Origin of the sequence: Massilia horti, assembly GCF_004614195.1 — a bacterium.
GTDB classification, from domain to species: Bacteria; Pseudomonadota; Gammaproteobacteria; order Burkholderiales; family Burkholderiaceae_D; genus Telluria; species Telluria horti.
In genome coordinates this window covers 21,814-43,461 of the sequence record NZ_SPUM01000092.1, presented here as the reverse complement: position 1 = coordinate 43,461, position 21,648 = coordinate 21,814, and the positions used below count along the sequence as shown (strand labels likewise).

Genomic DNA, 21,648 nt, shown 5'->3' with positions numbered 1-21,648 from the left:
TGCCTATGGGGGGAACAGCGCCAGTGGCGCTGTTCCCGCCTTCGCGGGAACGACGTGCGTTTTTTTTTCGGGCGCTGGTGATTCAGCTACGAAACCACGCGTACCGGTCTGGCCATAGGCGGCTGGCCTCAGGCGTGTCCAGCGCCGGCACGGGATACTATCAGTCGACCCAGTTCACCCGGTCGAACTTGGAGCGGAATTCTTCCGGCATGGCCACGACCTGGCTGGTCTTGTAGTTGTAGAAGACGAAGCCGGACTTGGCCATCGCGATCAATTTTTTGTCGCGCGGGCGGGTAACGCGAAAGATGATGTCGCCGCCGTATTTGTTGAAGTCCATTACGCCGACCTCGAACAGCAGCTGGTCGCGGGCATGCGCTTCGGCACGGTAGGTGGTGGCCAGGTCGGTGACGATAATGCCGGTTCCGTCGCGCTCGGTCTCTGCGACGCCGAATTCGAACAGGAATCGCGCGCGTGCCTCGGAAATCATCGAGATCATCGAATCGTTGCCGAGGTGGTTGGCGGCATTGATGTCGGTGACGCGCACGGTCAGCGGTGTTGAATAGTAGAACTGGTCTTCGGGGAAGTTGAGTTGTAAGCGTGCCATGCCGCGATTGTACCCTCCTTGGGTATTCGAATGTCCACATCGCTGCGCTCCCGTCAAGCGAGGCGCAGCAGATGTGCCGGCTGTTACCGCGTCAGCCGGTAGATCAGGATCGCCGTGCGGATCGCGGCCCGCTCGATCGACGCCAGCTCCACTTCCTCGTTCGGCGAATGCGCGCCGCTGCCGCTGGCGCCCAGCCCATCGAGGCTGTCGACGTAAGGCGCCACGAACTGGATGTCGCCCGCGCCGCGCGCCTCGGCCGGCAGCGAGCCGACCACGCCCAAGCCCGCGTCCTGGCTGGCCTGTGAGTACTGTTCCAGCACTTTCAGGTTGCCGGGAGTGACCGCCATCGGCGGATACGAGTCATGGAAGGTGATGGCCGCGCTCGCGCCCGGCAGGCTTTGGGCCACGATCTCGCGCATCCGGGCCTGGGTCCGGTCGCGCTGCGCGTAGTCGAGGTAGCGCAGGTCGCCTTTCACGGTGGCGGTATTGGCGATCACGTTGGTCTTGCCGAACGCGCTGCCCCTGGAGTTGGCATCGTCGTACGCGACCTCGGTGCCGCCCAGGATCACGCCCGGGTTGTAGGTCAGCCCCGGTTCGACCACCTCGCGCCGGAACGTGTCGAGGATGCGCGCCGCCTCATACACCGCGCCATAGCCGGCACTGCCGAATACGCCAGCCGAGTGGGCCTGGTGGCCCTTGACGTCAAGTTCGAACGAGGCGGTGGCGCGCCGGCCCACCGTGCCCATGGCCTGGCCGTCCCTGGTGACCGCGCCTTCGAAGCCGAGCGCAATGTCGCTGCGTTTGGCCAGTTCGACCATGTCGCGGCGCGAGATGCTTTTCGGGTTGCCGGCTTCTTCCTCGTCGCCGGTGAACATCACAGAAATCGTGGTGTTCTCGAGCGCGCCGACCTGCTTGAGTGCGCGCAGCGCCTCGATCACGGCCACGTCGCCGCCCTTCATGTCGGATACGCCCTGGCCGCGCGCGCGCTCGCCCTGGCGCTCCCAGAGCGGCGACTTGGCATCGCGCTCGAACACCGTGTCCAGGTGGCCCAGCAGCAGCAGGCGCTTGCCCTGCTTGCCTTCGCGCGTGGCGACCAGGTGGCCGGCGCGCTGCATCTCGGGCGGCATGTCGATCCACTCGGTCTTGAAGCCGAGCTGGTCGAACTGCTGGCGGAACAGCGCACCGACCGCGCGCACGCCCTCGTGGTTCATGGTCCCGCTGTTGATCTTTGCGCTCTGTTCAAGCAGCGCGATGGCCTGCGGGGAGTGGGCCTTGATTTCGGCGACGATCCGTTGTTCGACCGGCGACAGTGCGCCCGCCGTGGCGTTGGCGCCGCATGAGATTGCCAGCGCGAGCGCGAGTCCAAGCTTTCGATTCATGTGCAACTCTTTCCTGATGGCAGTTAAGAGCTGCAACTGTACTACTTATCAGCTTGCTTGAATGTAAAGATGTGGCGCGGCTGCGACGCTGGGCGCCGCCTGGCATCACCAGTAACGTACCCGCCCGGTATCCAGGTGCACGAACCGCGAGTCCGGATAGTAGCCGACGCCGCCGCCGCGCGCCGCCATGGCCGCCTTATGCAGGTTGGCAAGAGCGGTGCCGGGAAGGCGGACGTCGATCGCCTTGCCTTCCATGTGCAGGCTGTGCTTGGCCACGCCGCCGGTGTGTTCGTGCAGCATCTCGTTGGTTTCAGGAGAGCGATAGCCGGAAATCACGTGCAGCACGTGCTGGTCGCCGAATTGCGCACTGACGCGGTCGAGCAGGACCAGCAACTGCGGATCCATCCGCGTCACCTGGTTGTTGCGGTGGTCGCGCAACAGTTTGTTGATGTCCTGCAATGCCTCCGGGATGAATTGCCCTTCGGCCCAGAACACGCTGCTCAGGCTTTCGCCCGTATGGGTGTTGTACAGGCGCAGCGAGCGCTCGGCGGGGACGCTGCTCTGCGCGGCTTTCGAGAGGGCCGGGAGGCCGAGGGCGGAGGCGAGGACGACGGAACTTTTGAGGAAGGAGCGGCGTTTATTCATGATGCAACCCTTACGCAAATCACTGTGTTCCATGATACCGGGGGCAGGCGTGTTCTGCAGCCCATGACACGTTTCCTTACCACCTTTACTGTGCGGAAAAGCGGCGGGGTGGCGGTCGGATCAGCACACGCCTGCGCCTGCCATCAAAGGCTTTGATGTACCTCGCTCTACAGTACCGTGGCGCGGCCATGATGAGCTCTCTCGCGGCCATTCCCTGCCGGCCGCCGCGACCTGGGTATGAAATATCTGCAAGGACAATGGCATGTTGCGCAAGCTTTTTTCGAGAGCAGTTTCGGCCTCGCAACGCTGGCGTACGCGCAGCGATGGCACGCTCGCCGTCGCCCCTGGTCTTGGCATGGAGCTGGTCGGGTCCGGCACCCTGTACGCGCTGGTGGCGTTGCTGGTGCCGGCCTTCTTCCTTCTATACGGGCTCAACGCTTTTCCGCTGCGCGACAATAACGAAGGCCTGTATGCGGAAATCGCGCGCGAGATGCTGGCCACGGGGCAATACATCATCCCGCACCTGAACGGCGTGCCGTACATCGAAAAGCCGCCGCTGCTGTACTGGCTGATCGCGCTGTCGATGTCGGTGTTCGGGCCGACGCCGTTTGCCGCGCGGCTGGTCTCGGCGGTGTCGATGCTGGCGCTGTGCGGCGGCCTGTTCGTGTTCTGCCGGCGGCACGGCAATGCCCGCGCCGGCTGTTGCGCAAGCGTGGCCGTGGCCAGCGCGTTCCCGGTCGCGCTGGTGGCGCACGTGGTCCTGTTCGATCCCTTGCTCACGGCGCTGCTCGGCGGTGCGCTGCTCTGCTTCCTGCACGGCTACCTGGCGCGCAGCCGCAAGGCGCACCTGGCGTATTTTTTCCTGCTGGCGCTGGCCGTGCTGGAAAAGGGAGGGGTCGCGCTCATGCTGGCATGGGGCAGTGCCGGCGTGTTCCTGCTGTTCATGCATGACCGGTCCGGCTGGCGCTACCTGTTCGATCGCACCGGGCTGGCGCTCCTGCTCCTGGTGGCGGCCTGGTGGCATGTGGCCGCGGCCTGGCAGCAGGACGGCTTCAGCCGGTTTTATTTTGTCAACGAACACCTGTTGCGCTTCCTCGGCCAGCGCTTGCCGGATGACTACCACCACGGCCCGATCTGGTTCTACCTGCCGCGCCTGCTGTTCATGTTGCTGCCGTGGACCCCGTTCCTGCTGCTGCTCGTGCGACCCATCGGCGCGCCGGATCCCGCCAACCGGACCATCGTCAGGTTTTGCCAGGCGGCCGTGCTGTTTCCGCTGGTGTTCTTTTCGCTGTCGCAGGCGAAGGCCGACTATTACATGCTGGTCAGCGTCCCGGCGCTGGCGCTGTGGCTGGCCGTCGAGGCCACGGGGCGGCTGGCGGGCAGCGACCGCGGGCTCGCGCTGTGCTGGGGCATGTCGGCCGCATTCGCGGTGGTGATGCTGGTGGCGGCAAGCCGCGCCGGGCAGCACGAGCTGGGCCTGGTGGAGGTGGCGATGCTGTCGCTGGCATACGCGGCGTTCGCGACTGTCGGCGCGCGATTGTTTCGTTCCTTGCAGTCGCTGCACGCGCGCGAGCTGGCGCTGCTGGGCGTGGCCGTGCTGGGCGCGCCGGTGCTGGCGCTGGTTCTGCGCGCGGTCGACGCGCGGGCCGGGCGCGACAGCAGCATCTACGTCGCGCGCATCATTCTCGAGCACCCGCAGCCGGAACGCGCGGTGTTCATCTACCGCGACTTCGAGGACGTGTTCTCGACCTTGCCGTTTTACCTGGGCCGCACCGTGCCCGTCATCGACAGCGCCAGCCGCGACCTGCAATTCGGCTGCCGCGCCGCGCCTGCGGCCACCTGCCTGTCGCCCGGCGAATTCCTGCGCTTGCGCGAAAAACAGCCGGTTGCGGTGGCGGTCAAGGCCAGCCGGGCGAACGAGTTCCTGGCCCTGGTCGGCGAACGCGGCTGGCAGGCGGAATGGGTTGCCGACAAGATCGTGTTCTTCGATAGCCGCTAGCCGCTGGCCCACGATAGCGACTTGCTGCCGCGCAGCTTGGCGTCCTGTGAACGGAAAAAGCCGGCTTGGCCCGAATCTCGCATCGCGGCCCATAATTCTCGGAGCGATGAAATATCTGTGAAAAGCGCTGTAAGCAAGAAGTCCCTTTGACGGATCGCGAGGGCGGCCATCGGAAAGTCACAGTTCCGCCATTGCTGCCTTCAGCTGCTGCAACCGTTCCTTGTTGACGCAGTAGCAGACGCGTTGCTCGTCGGACGAGCCTTCGATCAGGCCTGCCTCCTTGAGGATCGATACATGCTGCGAAATCGTCGACGGGGCCAACGGCAGCACATCGGTCAGTTTTCCAAAGTAGCAGTCGCCATGGTCGATCAGGTGCCTCAGCAGCTGCACGCGCGCGGGATGCGCGAGCGCCTTGCACATGCGCGCAAGGTCATCGGTATCGATGTCCGAGGTACGCGTCGTGGAAGTCTTGGGGGCGCAGCAGGAGTTCGACATAGTGCTCATTCGTAATTTGGCGAAGGCAGAATAAATGTCAGGCTGCGCTCTTGTCAAAGGCTTTCGCAGCCGCGCGCGGCCCTGCAGGGGCTATCGCGCCGAGGTAAAACGCGAGTGAAGCCACCGACATCGCCAACAGCACCACCAGCAGCACGACGGGTCTGCCGCCGTGGCCCAGGATTGCCGCCGCAGCGAGCGGACCGGCCGCCTTGCACACCAGCGACGGCCCGGCCATCGCGCCCGCGATCGCACCGTAGTTCGCCCGGCCGAACAGCACTTGCGGAATTGTCCCGCGCACGATCGTCAGGATCCCGTTGCTCAGCCCGTAAAGGATGCAGAAAGCGGCGACCGTCCATGCGTGGCCACCGAACAGGGCGAGCAGCAGCAACGCTCCCGGCAGCATGGCAAAGGTGAACTTGCCGACGGTCTGCGGCATTGCATTGCGCGCCAGGGACATCTCGCCCAGCCGTCCAGCCACCTGCATCGGGCCGATCAGCGTGGCCATCAGCACCGCCGTACCAGCCGAGAGGCCGAGTTGTGTTAGCAGCGGGATCAGATGCACCGACATCGCGGAGAAGATGAAGGTGTTGGCGGAAAAGGCGAAGGCCAGCTTCCAGAATCCCGGATGCCTCAGGGCCTCGGCGAGCGTATGACTCCTGTCCGCACCACTGGCAGGCACGCTGTCCTCGCGTGCCGGGTCGGGTCCGAGCAGCAGGTGCAGCGGCATGCATACGGCAAGCTGCAGGACCGCGAAGCACAGGTAGGTCGTGCGCCATCCGAGCGACGCGTCCAACTTCGCGGTCAGCGGCCAGAATAACGTGCTGGCTAAGCCGCCAAACAGCGTCAGGGTGGAGATGGCCTGCCGAGCCCCGGTCGCCATCTTGCGGTTGATTGTGGCGAACGCCGCCTCGTACAGCGTGAGCGCCATCGCCAAGCCGATCAGCGTCCACGCTCCGTAATAGGAGACAGTGCCGCCGGCGCGGGCGAGCCAGGCGAGGCCCAGCGCGCAGAGCAGTGAACCGGTCGCCATCACATAACGGCCGCCGTAGCGGTCAAGCGCGACCCCGACTGGGGTGGCGACAATGCCTGCCACGAGCAGGCTCCAGCAAAATGCACCAAATGCGAGTTCCGGGCCGAGCCCCAGGTCGCGCTGGATATCGGGCGCGACGATCGAGAAAGCGTAGTACAGCGAGCCCCAAGAGGCAATTTGGGTGACGGCGAGGATGCCGATGGTCTTCCAGGATTGGCGCACGATCTACTCCAAGGTGAGGTCGCCGGCGCTGCCGGCGACACCAAACATAGCTTCAAGCGCAGCAGGCGGTGGCTGCAGGAGCGGGTTTGCTGCAGCTGGTGGCGCAGCCGCTTGCGGTGGCCGACCGCTCGGGCTTCACACAGCACCCGTCCGCCTCCGGCGGCGCTGCGCAGCACGAACCGCCCGGTACTTCTGCGGCATGCTGTTCGTAGGCGAAGCGCGTGTTGCATACACCCGTCTCCGGCAAGTCGAGCTGCACGTCATCGGCTGCAGCCGTGTCCCCGGCCAACGCCGCGACCACCGAGCGGACCTGCTCGTAGCCGGTCGCCATCAGGAAGTTCGGCGCGCGCCCGTAGCTCTTGGCGCCGACTGCGTAGTAGCCGGCCTCCGGGTGCGCCAGTTCGCGGTGCCCGTGCGGCCGCACCGTCCCGCAGCTATGTTCGTTCGGATCGATCAGCGGCGCGAGCGCATCCGTGCTCTCGAGCCACGGGTCGTGCCGCACGCGCAGCTCACGGGTGATGGCCAGGTCCGGCCGCGCGCCGGTCGCGCAGACGACCAGGTCGATCCCGTCGATCACCGGCGCCTTGCAACCTTCGGCCTCGCCGAGCACGCGCACCTTGCCATCCACTTCCTCCAGCTCCTGGATCCGGAAGTTCTGGTGCAACTCCAGGCCACCCGAATTGCGCAGCGCCTGCAGGCGCATGCCCAGCTGACCGCGAGCACGCAGGCCATCGGCGTCGCCACCGCCGAACACCCGGTGCAGCTGGCTGCCGCGGGTGGCCCAGACGATACGGGTCGCCGGGTTCTCTTCGGCCAGCTGGGCCAGTGCGAGCAGCGTGCCTGCCGCGGAGTGGCCCGCGCCGACCACCAGCACCCGGCGGCCGGCAAAGCGCGAACGTGCATTACCCAGCACATCCGGCATCCCGTAGTCGATCCGGGCTGCCAGCGCGTCCTCTCCAAGTGCCGGTATGCCGTTCGCTCCCAGCGGATTCGGGTGCGACCACGTGCCGGTCGCGTCGATGACGGCACTGGCCAGGTACTGGCGGACACCTTCCTCAGTTTCGGCACGGATCAGGAAGGGCGCACCTTCCCGGCCCTTCGTTTTGACCTTGTCAAAGCCGATGCGGGTGATCGCGGTCACGCGGTGGCCGAGCTTGAGGTCTGACGCAATTTCCGGCGTCCGGGCCAGCGGCACGAGGTACTGGTCGAGCAGCTCGCCGGCAGTCGGCAGGCCCTCGTCGTCCGGCGATTGCCAGCCATTGCGGGCCAACAGCCGTCGCGCCGCCTTGTCCACGTTGTACTGCCACGGCGAGAAGAGACGCACGTGGCGGTAGGTAGCAAGGTTGGCAGCAACGGTAGGTCCCGCCTCCAGCACCAGCGGCGTCAGCCCGCGTTCCAGCAGGTGGGCAGCAGCCGCGAGTCCGACCGGGCCAGCACCCAGCACAGCGACTGGCAGTGGTTGATTATTATTCGTCGTCATGTTCGTTCTCCTGATCAATGCATTCGTCGGAAAGGCTCGGCATGCGTCATCGCCGCATTTTCTATATTCGTCGAATGACGAATGAAAATGAAAAGTGCTATCGCTTGGGATGAGCCGGCCTGCCATCGCCGCGAACCGGCAAACCTTGTTTTCACTTCATTCGTGATTCGACGAATGAAGAATAAAACGTTGTTCATCATCCTGTCAATAAATTTCGATATCTTTGGAATCGTCGTATGAACCTTGCCAGGCAAATCTTAATTCGACTATACTCAAATAGTCAAAATAACAGATGTCTTCCCATGGAAACCACAGCCGCAATCGCTGCTCTCGCCGCGCTCGCGCAGGAATCGCGACTGGCCGCCTTTCGGCTGCTCGTGCAGGCCGGACCGAGCGGCCTGGCCGCAACCAAGATCGCCGAGGCACTTGGCGTCCCTCCTTCATCCATGTCTTTCCACCTGAAGGAGTTGACGCATGCGAAGCTCATCTCGCCGCGTCAGGAGGGCCGTTTCCTCTTCTATGCCGCGCAGTTCGACACAATGAACACCCTGTTGTCGTTCCTTGGCGAGAATTGCTGCGGCGGCAATCCCTGCTCGCCGGTCGGCGCGACCGTTTGCGCCCAAGGCTCGGCTGACTGTACCTAAGAATCCCCGGCTCACCACCCCAACATTACCTAACTGCTAAAAGCAACTGTGAACGTCCTCTTTCTCTGCACCGGCAACTCGTGCCGTTCCCTGATCAGCGAAGCTACCTTCAACCACCTCGCGCCTTCAGGCTGGCACGCTATCAGTGCGGGCAGCCAGCCAACCGGCAAACTCAACGAAAAGGCGCTTGCGCTGCTGGCGCTGAAGGGCATCCCGACCGAAGGCTATTACAGCAAGTCATGGGACGACCTGCCGGTCACGCCGGACATCGTGGTCACCGTCTGTAGCAGCGCCGCCGGCGAAACCTGCCCCGCCTACCTCGGTCAGGTGCTGCGTACGCACTGGGGCGTCGACGATCCGAGCCACGTGGCCGGCACCGAAGAGGAGATCCATGCCGCCTTCGAGCAGGCCTACGCGATCCTGCGCGCGCGGATCGAGGCCTTCCTGGCCTTGCCCCTCGACGAGCTGAAGAACGACAAAGTGCGTCTGAAGGCGGAGCTGGACCGCATCGGCACCCTGCTGCCGTAATGCGTTCGAGAGACTGAGGAGGAATCAAATGACATTTGCCAGACGAATCGTCGCCGAGGGCCTCGGCACGGCGCTCCTACTGGCCGTGGTGGTGGGCTCGGGCATCATGGCCGAGCGGCTGGCTGGCGGCAACGTAGCGATTGCCCTGCTGGCCAACGCGATCGCGACAGGCGCGGGACTCGTGGCTTTGATCCTGATGTTCGGCACGATCTCGGGTGCACACTTCAATCCGGTCGTCACGCTGTCCGAAGCGTGGCAAAAAAATCTGCCGGCAGCGGAGGTGATCCCGTACATCGCCGTGCAGATCGCCGGTGCCTTTGCTGGTGTGGCCGCCGCGCACCTGATGTTCGATGTCCCCGTGTTCGTCGCGTCGGAGCACGTGCGCACCGGCGCCGCACAATGGTGGAGCGAATTCGTCGCGACCTTCGGCCTGATCGCCGTCATCATCGGTTGCTCGCGCAGCCGGCCTGGTGTGACGCCGTTCGCGGTCGCCGCCTACATCACGGCGGCCTACTGGTTCACGTCGTCGACCTCGTTCGCCAACCCGGCCGTGACGCTGGCCCGCAGCGCCACCAATACCTTCGCCGGCATTCGGCCAAGCGATGTGTCCGGGTTCATCATCGCGCAGCTGCTAGGCGCAGCTACTGCCACGCCATTGTTCTGCTGGCTGTATCCGTCGGCTCATCGCGACGCGTCGGTGGCCGGCACGGTGGCGCAGAGCGACTTCGCCAGCCGCAAGGAGCCGGAGAAATTTAGCACAAGCGGCAGCTAACGCACACGGCGCCCATGCATCCTCACCCGGCGCGCTGAATATCCGCCGTAATCTCGTACGAGCGCAGACGCGCCGCGTGGTCAAAAATCTGCGAGGTGATCATCAGCTCGTCCGCCCCGGTACGGTTGACGAACGCCTTGAGCTGGGCGGCGACGGCATCGCGCGCGCCGATCGCCGAGCACGACAGCGTGTGCTCGAGCATGGTGCGCTCGGCGGGGCCGATCTGGTCGAGGTAGCCGTCCACCGGCGGCGGCAACCGCGCCGGGCGTCCGCTGCGCAAATTGACGAAGGCCTGCTGCATCGACGAGGCGTACAGCTTCGCTTGCTCCTCGGTGTCAGCCGCGACCACGTTAAAGCCGAGCATCAAGTACGGCTTGTCGAGCTGGGACGACGGGCGGAAGGTCGAGCGGTACAGCTCGATCGCCTGCATCATCATCTGCGGCGCAAAGTGCGACGCGAACGCGTACGGCAGGCCGAGCGCGGCGGCCAGCTGCGCGCCGAACAGGCTCGAACCCAGAATCCACACCGGCAAGCGCATGCCGGCGCCCGGTACCGCGCGCACGTGGCGCCGCGGCGAATCGGCCAGGTAATCCATCAGTTCGATCACATCCTGCGGGAACGCATCGGCGTCGGACGCCAGGTTGCGGCGCAGCGCACGCGCGGTGACGTGATCCGACCCCGGCGCCCGCCCGAGGCCCAGGTCAATGCGGCCGGGGAACAGCGACTCGAGCGTGCCGAACTGTTCGGCGATCACCAGCGGCGAATGGTTCGGCAGCATGATGCCGCCGGCGCCAATGCGGATGCGCGTGGTGTGGTTCGCCACATGGCACATCAGCACCGCAGTCGCCGCGCTCGCAATGCCCGGCATGCCGTGGTGCTCGGCCAGCCAGAAGCGGTTGTAATTCCAGCGCTCGCCGTGCTGCGCCAGGTCCACACAATTGCGGAAGGATTGGGCCGCGTCGCCGCCTTGGACGTTGGGCGCAAGGTCAAGAATGGAAAACGGAATCATGACGGCATGATACGCCGATCGGTTTGTTCGCGTGCGCGCCCGCCAAACCGGGCTCGTCTTGACAATCGTGGCTTGCTTGACCCCTCGCCACAGCATCCTTATGATTGCCTGGCAAGCCCTGCCGTAACGAGTCCACCAGACCATTCCATCCCATGCGCCACACCACCCTCCGCGCGCTGTTGCAGCGCAAGACCATCGTCGCCGCCGCCTGCGTCGCCATGTTCGCCGCCGGCTGCGCCCAGCTGCCCGCCGACCAGCCGGCCGCCGCGCCTGACAGCCTGCACGACAATGCCCAGCTCGACAGCGCACAATTTCCCGCGATCGACAACGCGATCGAGGCCGCCATCGCCGAGCGCAAGCTGCCGGGCGCGGTCTTCCGTCTGGAACGCAACGGCGATGCCTACGAAAAAGCCTACGGCAAGCTCAGCTACGAGATTGATGCGGCCGCGGTCACGCCCGCCACCCTGTACGACGCCGCCTCGCTGACCAAGGTCATCGCCACCGCGCCCTCCGTGCTGCTGCTGGCGGAGGAGGGTAAGATCGACCTGGACGCCAGACTGGCCAGCTACTTTCCCGAGTGCGCGGGCGAGGGCAAGGATGCGATCACGATCCGGCACCTGCTGACCCATACTTCCGGCCTGCCATCGGGCCTGCCGGCAAAGCCCGCCTGGAGCGGCGACGCCGCCGCGCGTGCGCTGGCTTGCGCGCAAGCCGTGACCCATGCGCCGGGCACTTTCTTCCGCTACTCCGACATCAACTACGTGCTGCTCGGCCAGCTGGTCGCGCGCGCCGCGGGCGTGCCGCTTGAGCAGTTCGCGCAGCAGCGCATCTACCAGCCGCTCAGGATGCGCGACACCGGCTTTCTGCCGCTGCGCCGCGTGGCCGCCACCGGCATTGCGCCCACCCACAAGTCGCCCCAGCTCGAGGCCGAGCGCGCGAAGCATGACGACCTGGATGGCGGCCAGGTGCTGCAGGGCGTGGTGCACGACCCGACAGCGCGCCGCATGCAGGGCGTAGCAGGTTCGGCGGGTGTGTTCACCACCGCGCGCGACCTGGCGCGCTTTGCCCGCATGTTGCTGGGCGATGGCGAGCTCGATGGGGTGCGCATCCTGAGCCGCGACAGCGTGCGCCTGCTGACCACGGCCCAGTCCCCGGCCGGCATCGAGGCGCTGCGCGGCATGGGCATGGACATCAATTCCCCGTACGCCGTGCGTCCGCGCGGGACAAGGTTCCCGGTCGGCAGCTATGGCCACACCGGGTTTACCGGCTGCATCCTGTGGATCGACCCCAACTCGCGCACCTTCTATGTGTTCCTGTCGAACCGGGTCTACCCGGACGACAAGAGCAACGTGCTGCCGCTGTACACGGAACTGGGTACGCTCGCCGCCCAGTCCGCGCGCGGCTTCGATTTCGCGAAAGTCAAAGTAGATCCGAAGACCGCTGCACGATAGACGTGCGGGCGTGAAGGTCGAGCTCCTGGAGGGCAACGGCAAGCCCTTTCCGAAAACCCGGTTTGGCGCATTTTGCGTGTGACATGTCTGAACTTGCTGCCGCGTTAGGACTCTTAGCAGTGCGTCCCAGACGCGGAGCAGCAGCCTTGGCGGAAACTTGCGCCGGATTGCCGCGCGGCTAACGCGCGCTGTGTTTACGACTGCCGCTCTAAACTCAGCCCTCCTCGCAAATCGGCCAGATATTGTCGAGGATTAGCCCCCCGAAACATTAAGGAGATCGACATGAAAATGAATAAGGTATTGAAAGGCCTGCTGGGCGCCTCCGCTGCCGCGGCGATGTTCAGTGCGGTGCCCGTTCAAGCTCAGTCGAGCAGCACCTCGGATCAGAGCACACCGAGCCAGAGCCAGAGCAGCGCCACGGGCCAGACCGGCGCATCGGGCGCCACCGGCACCACCGGCGCCAGCTCGAGCGAGCAGCCGGCTCAGTCCACTACCACCACCACTACCACGCACCACAAGAAGACCAAAAAACACAAAGAGACCACCCCGAGCGGCACCAGCGGCACCAGCGGCACCAGCGGCACCAGCGGTGCAGCCGGCGCGACCGGCACCAGCGGTGGCACGAGCGGTACTAGTGGCACCAGCGGCACCAGCGGCACCAGCGGCGCCGGCGGCGCAACGGGGGCCAGCGGCATGAGTGGCACCAGCGGCACCAGTGGCAGCAGCGGCATGAGCGGCAGCAGCACCGGCAGCATGGGCCCGACCGGCTCAAGCAGCTCGGGTGCCACCGGCGCCAGCCCTAGCGGTACCAGCGGTACGAGTGGCACCAGCGGAACGAGTGGCACCAGCGGAACCAGCGGCAGCCGCGGCTACTGAATCCGTCTTTGCGCCCGCGGCTCGGCCACGGGTTTGTCGTTCCATGAAAACACCAGCCAGCCGGCTGGTGTTTTCTTGTCGCCTCACGTAACGTCTGGCGGCAAGCCGGGCGGGACGTTGTGGTTGAAGTGGAACAGGTTTTCCGGGTCATAACGCCTCTTGACCTGTACCAGCCGCTCGTAATTGGCGCCGTAGGCCTCGCGGATGCGCGCCCCTTCATCCTGGGTCATGAAGTTGATGTAGACGCTGCCGGCCGCATACGGCGCCGCCGCGGCAAAGAATTCGCGTGCCCAGCCCATGCAGCGCGCGTCGTCGGCGGCATCGGTCCAGCGGCCATGCACGTTCATGGCGAACTGGACATGGCGGTGCGGATAGGCAGTCGCGTCCGGCGCGGGCTCGTTCGCCTTGCCGCCCAACAGTCCCAGGAAAATTTCGCACTGTGGCGTCGGCACGCTGCCGGCGTAGCGCAACACCACATCGATCGCCTCGTCGGAGAGTGCCGTGAAGTTGTGCGACTTCCAGTAATTGCGCGCCCCGAACGTGAGCATCGGATCGAAGATTTTTTGCCAGGCCGTGTACGGCATCGGGCCAACGTGCTCGCCCAGCACCTGCCCGAAGCCGCGCAGTGGCGCGATCATTGGCAGCGCGGCATCGGGCGCCAGCGGCGAAAACACGGCCAGCGCGACGATGTCCTGACCGTGCACCTCGGACGGCAAGAAGGGCAGGGGTGGCGCCTTGCGCAGCACCGCCCACACCGACAGCTCGTCGGGCAGCGAGTTCACGAAATCGCGGTATTGCCGCATCACTGCTCGCCCCTGGGCTGACGGGAACACCACCAGCCCGGCGGTCACTAGCGGGCCGACCGGATGCAAGGCGAACTCGAATTGGGTGACGACACCGAAGTTGCCGCCGCCGCCGCGGATGGCCCAGAACAGGTCGGGTTCCTGCTGCTGGCTCACGTGGCGCCGTTCGCCGTCAGCCGTGACGATTTCCGCGCCGACCAGGCTGTCGACCGTGAGCCCCATGACCCGGCTGAGCCAGCCGAAGCCGCCGCCGAGAGCGAGCCCGGCCACGCCGGTGGTCGAATTGATGCCGAACGGGACCGCCAGAGCGTAGGCCTGCGTTTCGTGGTCGGCGTCGCCCAGCGTGGCGCCGCCGCCAACGAAGGCAAGCCGCGCCTGCGGGTCCACATGTACCGCGCGCATGCCGGACAGGTTGATCACCAGGCCGTCGTCGCACACGGCGTTTCCCGCGATGCCGTGGCCGCCCCCGCGCACCGCTAGCGGCAGGCCGTGGTCGCGCGCGAAAGCCACTGCTGCGCGCACATCGGCCGTACCGGCACAGCAGGCGATGAGCGCGGGGCGGCGGTCGATCATCGCGTTCCACACCGTGCGGGCTTGGTCGTAGCCCGCATCGGCGGGTTGCAGCAGGGGACCTCGCAGCGTGCCCTTGAAGCGGTCAATCACGTCACTGTTCAGTTTGGTCATCGCTTTACCTCCGAACGAGATGAGATGCTCCGGGCGGGCGCAACGGCGGCGCCCAGCGCTTCTATGGGGAAGGATAGGAGACCGTCACGCTAGTGCAAGCGTGGTGAGCGGTGTGTGAAGCCCAGGCTCTGGCCGAGCCGGGGAGTTACTGTTCGCGCAGGAACGCGATCAGCTGGGGATGGACCGCCGCCGGGTCTTCCACCACGGACAGGTGGCCGATCTCCGGCAGCGAGACGAACTGCGCCTGCGGGATCGCGCGCTGCACGTCGGCGTGTTGGGCGTACGGCACCGTGGTGTCGCGCTCGCCCCAGATCAGCTGCACCGGCAGGCCGGTCTTGCCGATCTTCTCGAAGTCGGGCACGGACGATGCCGTGATGATATTGCGCATGCTCGACAAAAGCGCGCGCCCGAAGCCGTCATACTGCATCTGCGGGACGAAGCGTGCCGGCCAGTCGGCAAAGCGCTCCGGATGCATAAAATCCTCGGTCTGGCGGTTCGCGAGCCCGGGCAGGAACCAGGCGCGCAGCAGCCAGTCGCCCACGCCCGGCCAGGCCATGACGCTGATGTCTGTGGCCTTGGTAACCGGCGCGATCAGCACGAGCCTGCGCACCCGCTCCGGATGCAGCGCGGCGAAGCGGCCGGCCACCGCGCCGCCCATCGACAGGCCGACCACGTCCGCCTGTTGCATGTGCAGCGCGTCCATCAATTCGCCCAGCTCCCCGGCCAGCAGGTCGCGGTCGTAGGTAACAATGGGGCGGTCGCTCCAGCCGCGTCCGTACAAATCGAAACTGACGACGCGAAAACCGGCGGCGGCCAGCGCTTCGCGGCTGTGGTCGAATACATAATCGGGCACCGAAAAGCCGTGCACCAGCAGCACCGGCTGGCCCTGTTCGGGTCCGGCCGCGCGGTAGTGCACCATGCCGTGCGAGAGCTGGATGAATTGGCCCGGCGCCTGGCGGCGCGCGGCCGCATCGAGCGGCGCATGTTCGGCATTGCGCAGGACTGGCACAGCCACCACGGCGGCGGCAAGCAGGATGCCTGCGGCCAGTATGGCCTTGCGCAGGCGGGACTTCGGGCGCGGGGTGGTCTGCATTTGTTATCCGGAAGAAAAGAACTCCCGGAATTGAACACCGGCGCCGGGCTGGAGTCAACCGGCGGCGATCAGACTTTCCGCACGAATTCCGACTTCAGGCTCATGGCGCCGAAGCCGTCGATCTTGCAGTCGATGTCGTGGTCGCTATCGACCAGGCGAATGTTCTTGACCTTGGTGCCCTGCTTGATCACGCCGCCGGAACCCTTGGGCTTGAGGTCCTTGATGACGGTGACGGTGTCGCCATCCTGCAAGACATTGCCGGCGGCATCGCGATACACGCGCGCCGCCTCCGCCGCGGGCGCCGCCTCGGCTTTCCATTCGTGGCCGCATTCAGGGCAGACGTATTGGCCGGCGTCCTCATAGGTGTACGCGGACTGGCATTGGGGGCAGGGCGGGAAAGTGCTCATGATGGTGGTAGTAAAAGACAAACGGCGAGTATACCCGCCGGATCGACTTTACGTGGCTGCAGGCGCGGCGTCGACGATGACCTTGCCGAAGTAGCCGTACTGCAGGCTGGACGCGATGCGGTTGGCGACGATCTGGAATTCGGACGCGACGGCCGGTTCGAACAGGTGCACGGCGGTGGCCTGGAACAGCGCCAGCCAGCGCCGGAAATGGTCCGGTTCGATGCCGGACAGCGCCATGTGCTTGCCGAACACGTTGCCTTCGAAGCTGTGCGTGCTGAGCATCACGGTCGACCAGAATTCGACCATGCGCGCCAGGTGCGTATCCCAGTGATCGCCGATCGCGTCGTTGAAGACCGGCCCCAGCACGGGGTCGGCGCGGACCTGGTCGTAGAACTGGTGGACCAGGGCGGTAATCGACGAGCGGTCGAGCGGCAGCGATGACATGTTTCCCTCGGGTGGATGGCAGACAGATGGATGCTACCGGACCGTCAAGTGTAAATCAAGATTTTAAATGCATGTTTTGGATAAAAGGCACCCCGTAGGGTGCGCACCTGTGCGCACCGGTCAACGCATGCTGACTTGCGGCTGCTGCTTCGCTATGCGGCTTTCGCGAACCGCGTGGGCACAGGTCCTCGGCGGCCCCGCCCCCCCTACGCCACCGGCAAGCCACACGACTCACACCTGGACCTGCACCCCCGACAGCGGCCCCTGCTGCATGGTTGGATAATCGATATAGCCTTCGGCCCCGCCGCCGTAGAAGGTTTCCCGTTTCGGGACATTGAGCGGCGCGCGCCGGCGGAAGCGCTCCGGCAGGTCGGGGTTGGCGAGGAACAGCTGGCCGAACGCGACCAGGTCCGCCACGCCCGCCTGCAGCACCCGGTTGGCGCGCTCCAGGTCAAAGCCGCCGGCCACGATCAGCGTGCCCGGGTAGAGCGTGCGGAAGTAGTGCGCCGACAGGTCCGGTATCGGGTGCTCGCATGGCCGCTGGGACGACTCGATCAGGTGCAGGTAGGCCAAGTCCTTCCTTGCGAGCTCCTCAACCACGTAGGAAAACGTCTGCTGCGGATGGCTGTCGCGCATGTCGTTGAAGGCGCTGCCGGGCGACAGGCGCACGCCGACCCGGTCGCTGCCGCACACCGACGCCACCGCGTCGGCCACTTCGATCAGCAGCCGCGCGCGGTTCTCGACGCTGCCGCCATACTGGTCGGTGCGCTGGTTGGTGCTGTCTTCCAAAAACTGGTCGAGCAGGTAGCCGTTCGCGCCGTGCACCTCGATGCCGTCGAAGCCGGCCGCCTGCGCGTTCTGGGCGCCCTGGCGGAACTGCTCGACGATCTGCGGCACTTCGCCGGTGTCCAGCGCGCGCGGCGTGGGGATGTCCTTCAGTCCGTCCGCGGTGTAGGTCTGCACGCCGCGCGGCGCGATCGCGGACGGCGCGACCGGCAGCTCGCCGTTCAGGAAATCGGGGTGCGAGATGCGCCCCACGTGCCACAGCTGCAGGTAGATGTGGCTGCCCGCCGCGTGGACCGCATCGGTGACCTTCTTCCAGCCCGCGATCTGGTCATCGCTGTGGATGCCCGGCGTCGCGATGTAGCCCTGGCCGGCGGGCGATGCCTGGGTCGCTTCGGTGACGATCAGGCCGGCGCCGGCGCGCTGGCTGTAGTACTCGGGCGCCATCTGCGACGGCACGTTACCCGGTTCGGCGCGGCTGCGGGTCAGCGGCGCCATCACCATCCGGTTCTTCAGGTGCAGTGGGCCGAGCTGGTAGGGAGCGAACAGATCGGTCCCTTGGGTAGGAGAATTCATCGCCGTCTCCTTTGAGGCAAAGGGCCAGTCTAGGAAAAGGCTAGGTGAGCGTCAAACGCGGTTCGAGGCGTGCGCGATGCTGCGCCTGGCCGGGAGGCGGCTTTCGTGTGCCTCCTTTTCGGCCAAGCCGGTATCGTTACATCGACGGCTGTCCGGTCTTGCGCCGGAAAGGAGCACACGATGAAAATCCGCAGGCTCGGCAAAGACGGCCTGGAAGTGTCCGCCATCGGCCTGGGTTGCATGGGCATGAGCGACTTCTACGCCAACCGGGACGACGCCGAGTCGATCGCGACGATCCAGGACGCGATCGGCCTGGGCGTGACGCTGTTCGACACGGCCGACGTCTACGGACCGCACACCAACGAGGAGCTGGTCGGGCGCGCCATCAAGGGCCACCGCAACGAGCTGGTCATCGCCACCAAGTTCGGCATCATGCGCAGCCCTGAACACCCGGACGACTTTCGCGTCAACGGCCGGCCCGAGTACGTGCGCCAGGCCTGCGACGCGAGCTTGGCACGGTTGGGCGTGGACACCATCGACCTGTACTACCAGCACCGGATCGACCCGGCGGTGCCGATCGAGGACACGGTGGGCGCCATGGCCGGCCTGGTCAAGGAGGGCAAGGTCCGCTGCATCGGCCTGTCCGAGGCGTCGGTGCCGACCATCGAGCGCGCCGCGCGCGAGCACCCGATCACGGCGCTGCAGAGCGAGTATTCGCTGTGGTCGCGCGACCCGGAAGAGGGCCAGCTCGAGTGCTGCCGGCAGTTAGGGATCGGCTTCGTGGCCTACAGTCCGCTCGGGCGCGGCTTTTTGACCGGCCAGATCCGGCGGCCCGAAGACTTTGCGCCGGACGACTTTCGTGCGCACAATCCGCGTTTTCAGGGCGAGAACTTCCAGAAGAACCTGGAATTGGTGGACAAGGTGCGCGAGCTGGCGGCGCAAATAGGGTGCACCGCGGGACAGCTGGCGCTGGCCTGGGTGCTGCGAAGAGGCACAGACATCGTCCCGATCCCGGGCACCAGGCGCCGCAAGAACTTGGAAGAGAACGTGAAGGCGGCCGACATCGAGCTCGAACCCGAACAGGTGGCCGCGCTGGACGCGATCTTCCCGCCGGGCGCCGTGGCCGGCCCGCGTTACGCGCAATCGGATATGGCGGCCGTGAACCGCTGATGCGGCGCGCGGCCTTAAAACGTGCGATGCACGTTCGGCGAGGCCAGCATGGGCTCTTCGACAGATGCAGGACGGGAGCTGGACCAGGGACCGATTGGCCCGGATCGGCTGGAGCAGGAGGCGCGCAGCCGCTGCGCGCTGCTTGCCGTTATCTGTGAGCAGATGGAGCAGGCCGCATTCATCCTGCGGCCAGGCGGCGACGGGCAACTGCGCTTCGAGACGGTCAACCAGGCGTTCTGCCTGCTGGCCGGTTTGCCGCGCGAGCAGGTGCTGGGCAAGCGCGTGACGGACGTGATCCCCGAGGCCGCGCAGGCGGCGACGCTGGCGCACCTGCGCGAGGCGCTCGAGCGCGCGGCCACAGTGCGCTGGGAGGCCACGCTCGATTTCCCGTCCGCTCAGAAGACCGGCGCGCTGGCGGTGACGCCGGCGTACGATGCGCACGGTCAGCTGGTCGGTGTGGCCGGCACCGTGTACGACCTCACCCGTGCCAGCCGGCTCGAAGCGCAGCTGAGCGCTGCCAGGGCCGAGACCACGCCTTTGGCGCGTGCCCTGCGCATGAGCGGGGCTCCACCGGAGCAGGTGCTGGCGCGGGCGACCCTGCTGGCCCGGCTCGCGCGCCAGGCGCCGGGCGCGCTGTTTCAGCTGGCGCTGCGGCCAGATGGCAGGCTGCACTGCCCATACATCAGCGATGCGGCGCAGGCGCTGTTTGGGTGTGCGCCGGCCGAGATCGAAGCGAGCTTCAAATGCCTGCTGCAATGCATCCCGCGGCGCGACCGGGCCAGGCTGCGGCGCGCGATGCTGGCATCGGCGCTGCGGCTGCAGCCGTGGCACTCCGAGTTCCCGGTCGCGCTGCCAGGCGACGCCGGCATACGCGGCTGGCGCGAACTGGTGGCCGCGCCCACGCGCCAGGCCGACGGCACCGTGGCCTGGCATGGCTTCATCGGCGACATCAGCGAGCGCAAGCGCATCGAGGAGACGATCGGCCAGTTCAACGACAGGCTGGCGAAGCGCGTTCACTACGACCCGCTGACCGGGCTGCCGAACCGGTTCCTGTTCGGCGACCGGCTTGCGCTGGAGATGAAGCATGCGGCAACCGGCGGCCACGGCATGGCGCTGCTGTTCATCGGGCTGGACCGCCGCAAGCTGGCGAGCGATCTGGCAGGGCAGGATGCCGATGAGGCCTTGCTGGCGTACGCGGCGCGCCGCATCGAGCGCTGCCTGCAGCCGGGCGACACCGTGGCGCGGCTGGGCGACGACGAGTTTGCCGTGATCCTGACCGAATGCGGCGAAGTGGAGCATGCCGAGCTGGTCGCTCAGCGCCTCATCGACGTGCTGCGCGCGCCGTTTTGCGTTGGGAACGGGCAGGCCGTCGTTTCAGCCAGCATCGGCATTGCGCAGTACCCGGACGACGGCGGCCAGCCGGAGCGGCTGATGCAGGGCGCCGACCAGGCCATGGCCCGGGCCAGGGCATCCGGCCGCAACCGGCTGGCCTTCCTCGAGGTGGGCATGCAGGCGGCGGCGATGCGGCGCCTGCGGCTGGCCAGCGAATTGCGCGGCGCGCTGGCGGACGGCCAGTTGCTGCTGCTGTTCCAGCCGATCCTCGATATCCGCACCAGCCAGATCACCAAGGCGGAAGCGCTGCTGCGCTGGCGGCGTGCCGGACACGAACCGGCGCTGCCGGCCGGCCTGTTCGGCATTGCCGAGGAAAACGGCCTGATCCATGAGATCGGCGACTGGGTGTTCGTCGAGGCTGCGCGCTGGGCGCAGCGCTGGAGCGGGATGCTGGGGCGGCGCTTCCAGGTCAGCATCAACAAATCGCAGGCGGAGTTCGAACAGCCGCACCATGTGCCCGACTGGGGCGAACACTGGCAGTGCCAGGTCGATCCCTGCATCGCGGTCGAGATCCCGGAGGGCATGCTGCAGCACCTGAACGGCGCGATGGTGAGCAGGCTGCACGAGCTGCAGGCGGCGGGCATCGAAATCGCGGTCGACGGCTTTGGCACCGGCTATTCGTCGATGAGCTACCTGAAGCGGCTGGCGGTCGACTACCTGAAGATCGACAAGAGTTTTGTCGCGGGGATGCTGCACGACCAGACCAGCCGGACCATCACCGAAACCATCATCGTGATGGCGCACAAGCTCGGGCTGAAAGTGATCGCCGAGGGCGTCGAGCACGAGCGGCAGCGCGCGTGGCTGGCCGAGCAGGGCTGCGACTACCTGCAGGGCTACCTGTTCGGGCAGCCGGTGGAGGCGCAGCCGTTCGAACGGATGCTGGCGAGCCAGCCGTTTGCCGCACATTGAGCCAGCGGCTAATCGTAACGTGAATCAACCGCATGTCGAAGGCGTGACTATGCCTCGCCGAAACATGCGATAAAGAAACGCAAAACGCGATGCAATGTTGGCCAAGCGCCACCGCTGGCGCCTCTAACCGTGAATTGCGCTGCGTTTTGCGTGATTCATCCTACGGGGCGGCACGTCGCTTTGCAATGCCCGTTAGGGTGGGCGGGTCTCCCGCCCACGCGTTCAAACAGGGCGAGAATCAAGCGAATGCATA

Annotated in this window: 20 protein-coding genes; 8 read left to right on the top strand and 12 right to left on the bottom strand. The window is 66.1% G+C overall.

Translation table 11 applies throughout. The features are described from left to right. Positions 1–160: 160 nt before the first annotated feature. The 3 genes from E4O92_RS13890 to mepK all read right to left on the bottom strand — a co-directional run bounded on the left by E4O92_RS13890 (position 161) and on the right by mepK (position 2,628). Positions 161–604 carry a thioesterase family protein gene (locus E4O92_RS13890; RefSeq protein WP_135190312.1) on the bottom strand — a complete coding sequence of 148 codons (444 nt, stop codon included), beginning with the start codon at positions 602–604 and terminating at the stop codon, positions 161–163. Positions 605–687: 83 nt separating this feature from the next. Further along, positions 688–1,983, bottom strand: a complete 1,296-nt coding sequence (locus tag E4O92_RS13885) for a M20/M25/M40 family metallo-hydrolase (protein WP_135190313.1) — start codon at positions 1,981–1,983, stop codon at positions 688–690. A 105-nt stretch (positions 1,984–2,088) separates the two neighbouring features. Further along, positions 2,089–2,628 carry a peptidoglycan L,D-endopeptidase MepK gene (gene mepK / locus E4O92_RS13880; RefSeq protein WP_135190314.1) on the bottom strand — a complete coding sequence of 180 codons (540 nt, stop codon included), beginning with the start codon at positions 2,626–2,628 and terminating at the stop codon, positions 2,089–2,091. Between the two features lie 262 nt (positions 2,629–2,890). On the opposite strand from mepK, the gene E4O92_RS13875 reads away from it, so the two are divergent. Further along, the gene (locus E4O92_RS13875; RefSeq protein ID WP_135190315.1) at positions 2,891–4,627 is read left to right on the top strand and encodes an ArnT family glycosyltransferase; all 1,737 of its coding nucleotides are present in this window, start codon (positions 2,891–2,893) and stop codon (positions 4,625–4,627) included. Positions 4,628–4,804: 177 nt separating this feature from the next. On the opposite strand, the gene E4O92_RS13870 is transcribed toward E4O92_RS13875, so the two are convergent. The 3 genes from E4O92_RS13870 to E4O92_RS13860 are packed head-to-tail and all read right to left on the bottom strand — an operon-like array spanning position 4,805 to position 7,854. Further along, positions 4,805–5,122: an ArsR/SmtB family transcription factor gene (locus E4O92_RS13870; RefSeq protein ID WP_167759788.1), complete on the bottom strand. Its 318-nt coding sequence runs from the start codon at positions 5,120–5,122 to the stop codon at positions 4,805–4,807. 37 nt (positions 5,123–5,159) lie between these two features. Further along, positions 5,160–6,374, bottom strand: coding sequence for an MFS transporter (locus E4O92_RS13865; RefSeq protein ID WP_135190317.1), 1,215 nt, complete (start codon positions 6,372–6,374; stop codon positions 5,160–5,162). Between the two features lie 52 nt (positions 6,375–6,426). Beyond that, positions 6,427–7,854 (bottom strand): FAD-dependent oxidoreductase, encoded by a 1,428-nt coding sequence (locus E4O92_RS13860; protein ID WP_135190318.1) that lies wholly within the window; start codon positions 7,852–7,854, stop codon positions 6,427–6,429. A 302-nt stretch (positions 7,855–8,156) separates the two neighbouring features. Here E4O92_RS13860 and E4O92_RS13855 point away from each other — a divergent pair, with 302 nt between their 5' ends. From E4O92_RS13855 to E4O92_RS13845, 3 genes are read left to right on the top strand one after another with little or no spacing between them, the layout of a single operon-like run. Next, a complete protein-coding gene (locus E4O92_RS13855) occupies positions 8,157–8,498 on the top strand; it encodes an ArsR/SmtB family transcription factor (RefSeq protein WP_135190319.1) in 342 nt (113 codons plus the stop codon). Between the two features lie 48 nt (positions 8,499–8,546). Next, entirely contained in the window at positions 8,547–9,026 is a 480-nt protein-coding gene (locus tag E4O92_RS13850) for an arsenate reductase ArsC (RefSeq protein ID WP_135190320.1), read from the top strand. Positions 9,027–9,054: 28 nt separating this feature from the next. Next, on the top strand, positions 9,055–9,798 hold the full coding sequence (locus E4O92_RS13845; RefSeq protein WP_135190321.1) for an aquaporin: 744 nt from the start codon (positions 9,055–9,057) through the stop codon (positions 9,796–9,798). 22 nt (positions 9,799–9,820) lie between these two features. Here E4O92_RS13845 and E4O92_RS13840 read toward each other — a convergent pair whose 3' ends face one another. Further along, positions 9,821–10,807: an LLM class flavin-dependent oxidoreductase gene (locus tag E4O92_RS13840; RefSeq protein ID WP_135190322.1), complete on the bottom strand. Its 987-nt coding sequence runs from the start codon at positions 10,805–10,807 to the stop codon at positions 9,821–9,823. Positions 10,808–10,959: 152 nt separating this feature from the next. Between E4O92_RS13840 and E4O92_RS13835 the strand changes: the two genes are divergently transcribed. Both E4O92_RS13835 and E4O92_RS24845 read left to right on the top strand, forming a co-directional pair. Next, positions 10,960–12,258: a serine hydrolase domain-containing protein gene (locus E4O92_RS13835; protein WP_229483347.1), complete on the top strand. Its 1,299-nt coding sequence runs from the start codon at positions 10,960–10,962 to the stop codon at positions 12,256–12,258. Between the two features lie 282 nt (positions 12,259–12,540). After that, positions 12,541–13,134: a hypothetical protein gene (locus E4O92_RS24845; protein WP_167759789.1), complete on the top strand. Its 594-nt coding sequence runs from the start codon at positions 12,541–12,543 to the stop codon at positions 13,132–13,134. 83 nt (positions 13,135–13,217) lie between these two features. Here the strand turns inward: E4O92_RS24845 and E4O92_RS13825 are convergent, their stop codons facing one another. The 5 genes from E4O92_RS13825 to E4O92_RS13805 form a co-directional block, all read right to left on the bottom strand. Next, positions 13,218–14,621, bottom strand: a complete 1,404-nt coding sequence (locus E4O92_RS13825) for an FAD-binding oxidoreductase (RefSeq protein WP_135190324.1) — start codon at positions 14,619–14,621, stop codon at positions 13,218–13,220. 145 nt (positions 14,622–14,766) lie between these two features. Then, positions 14,767–15,714: an alpha/beta fold hydrolase gene (locus E4O92_RS13820; protein WP_135190325.1), complete on the bottom strand. Its 948-nt coding sequence runs from the start codon at positions 15,712–15,714 to the stop codon at positions 14,767–14,769. A gap of 68 nt (positions 15,715–15,782) precedes the next feature. After that, positions 15,783–16,121 (bottom strand): zinc ribbon domain-containing protein YjdM, encoded by a 339-nt coding sequence (locus E4O92_RS13815; protein ID WP_135190326.1) that lies wholly within the window; start codon positions 16,119–16,121, stop codon positions 15,783–15,785. Positions 16,122–16,169: 48 nt separating this feature from the next. Then, positions 16,170–16,565 (bottom strand): group III truncated hemoglobin, encoded by a 396-nt coding sequence (locus E4O92_RS13810; RefSeq protein ID WP_135190327.1) that lies wholly within the window; start codon positions 16,563–16,565, stop codon positions 16,170–16,172. Between the two features lie 231 nt (positions 16,566–16,796). Next, on the bottom strand, positions 16,797–17,924 hold the full coding sequence (locus tag E4O92_RS13805; RefSeq protein ID WP_135190328.1) for an alkene reductase: 1,128 nt from the start codon (positions 17,922–17,924) through the stop codon (positions 16,797–16,799). Positions 17,925–18,104: 180 nt separating this feature from the next. Between E4O92_RS13805 and E4O92_RS13800 the strand changes: the two genes are divergently transcribed. Both E4O92_RS13800 and E4O92_RS13795 read left to right on the top strand, forming a co-directional pair. Further along, positions 18,105–19,094 carry an aldo/keto reductase gene (locus E4O92_RS13800; protein ID WP_135190329.1) on the top strand — a complete coding sequence of 330 codons (990 nt, stop codon included), beginning with the start codon at positions 18,105–18,107 and terminating at the stop codon, positions 19,092–19,094. 48 nt (positions 19,095–19,142) lie between these two features. Then, complete coding sequence (locus E4O92_RS13795; RefSeq protein ID WP_135190330.1) at positions 19,143–21,395, top strand: sensor domain-containing protein; 2,253 nt, start codon at positions 19,143–19,145, stop codon at positions 21,393–21,395. Positions 21,396–21,648 lie beyond the last annotated feature (253 nt).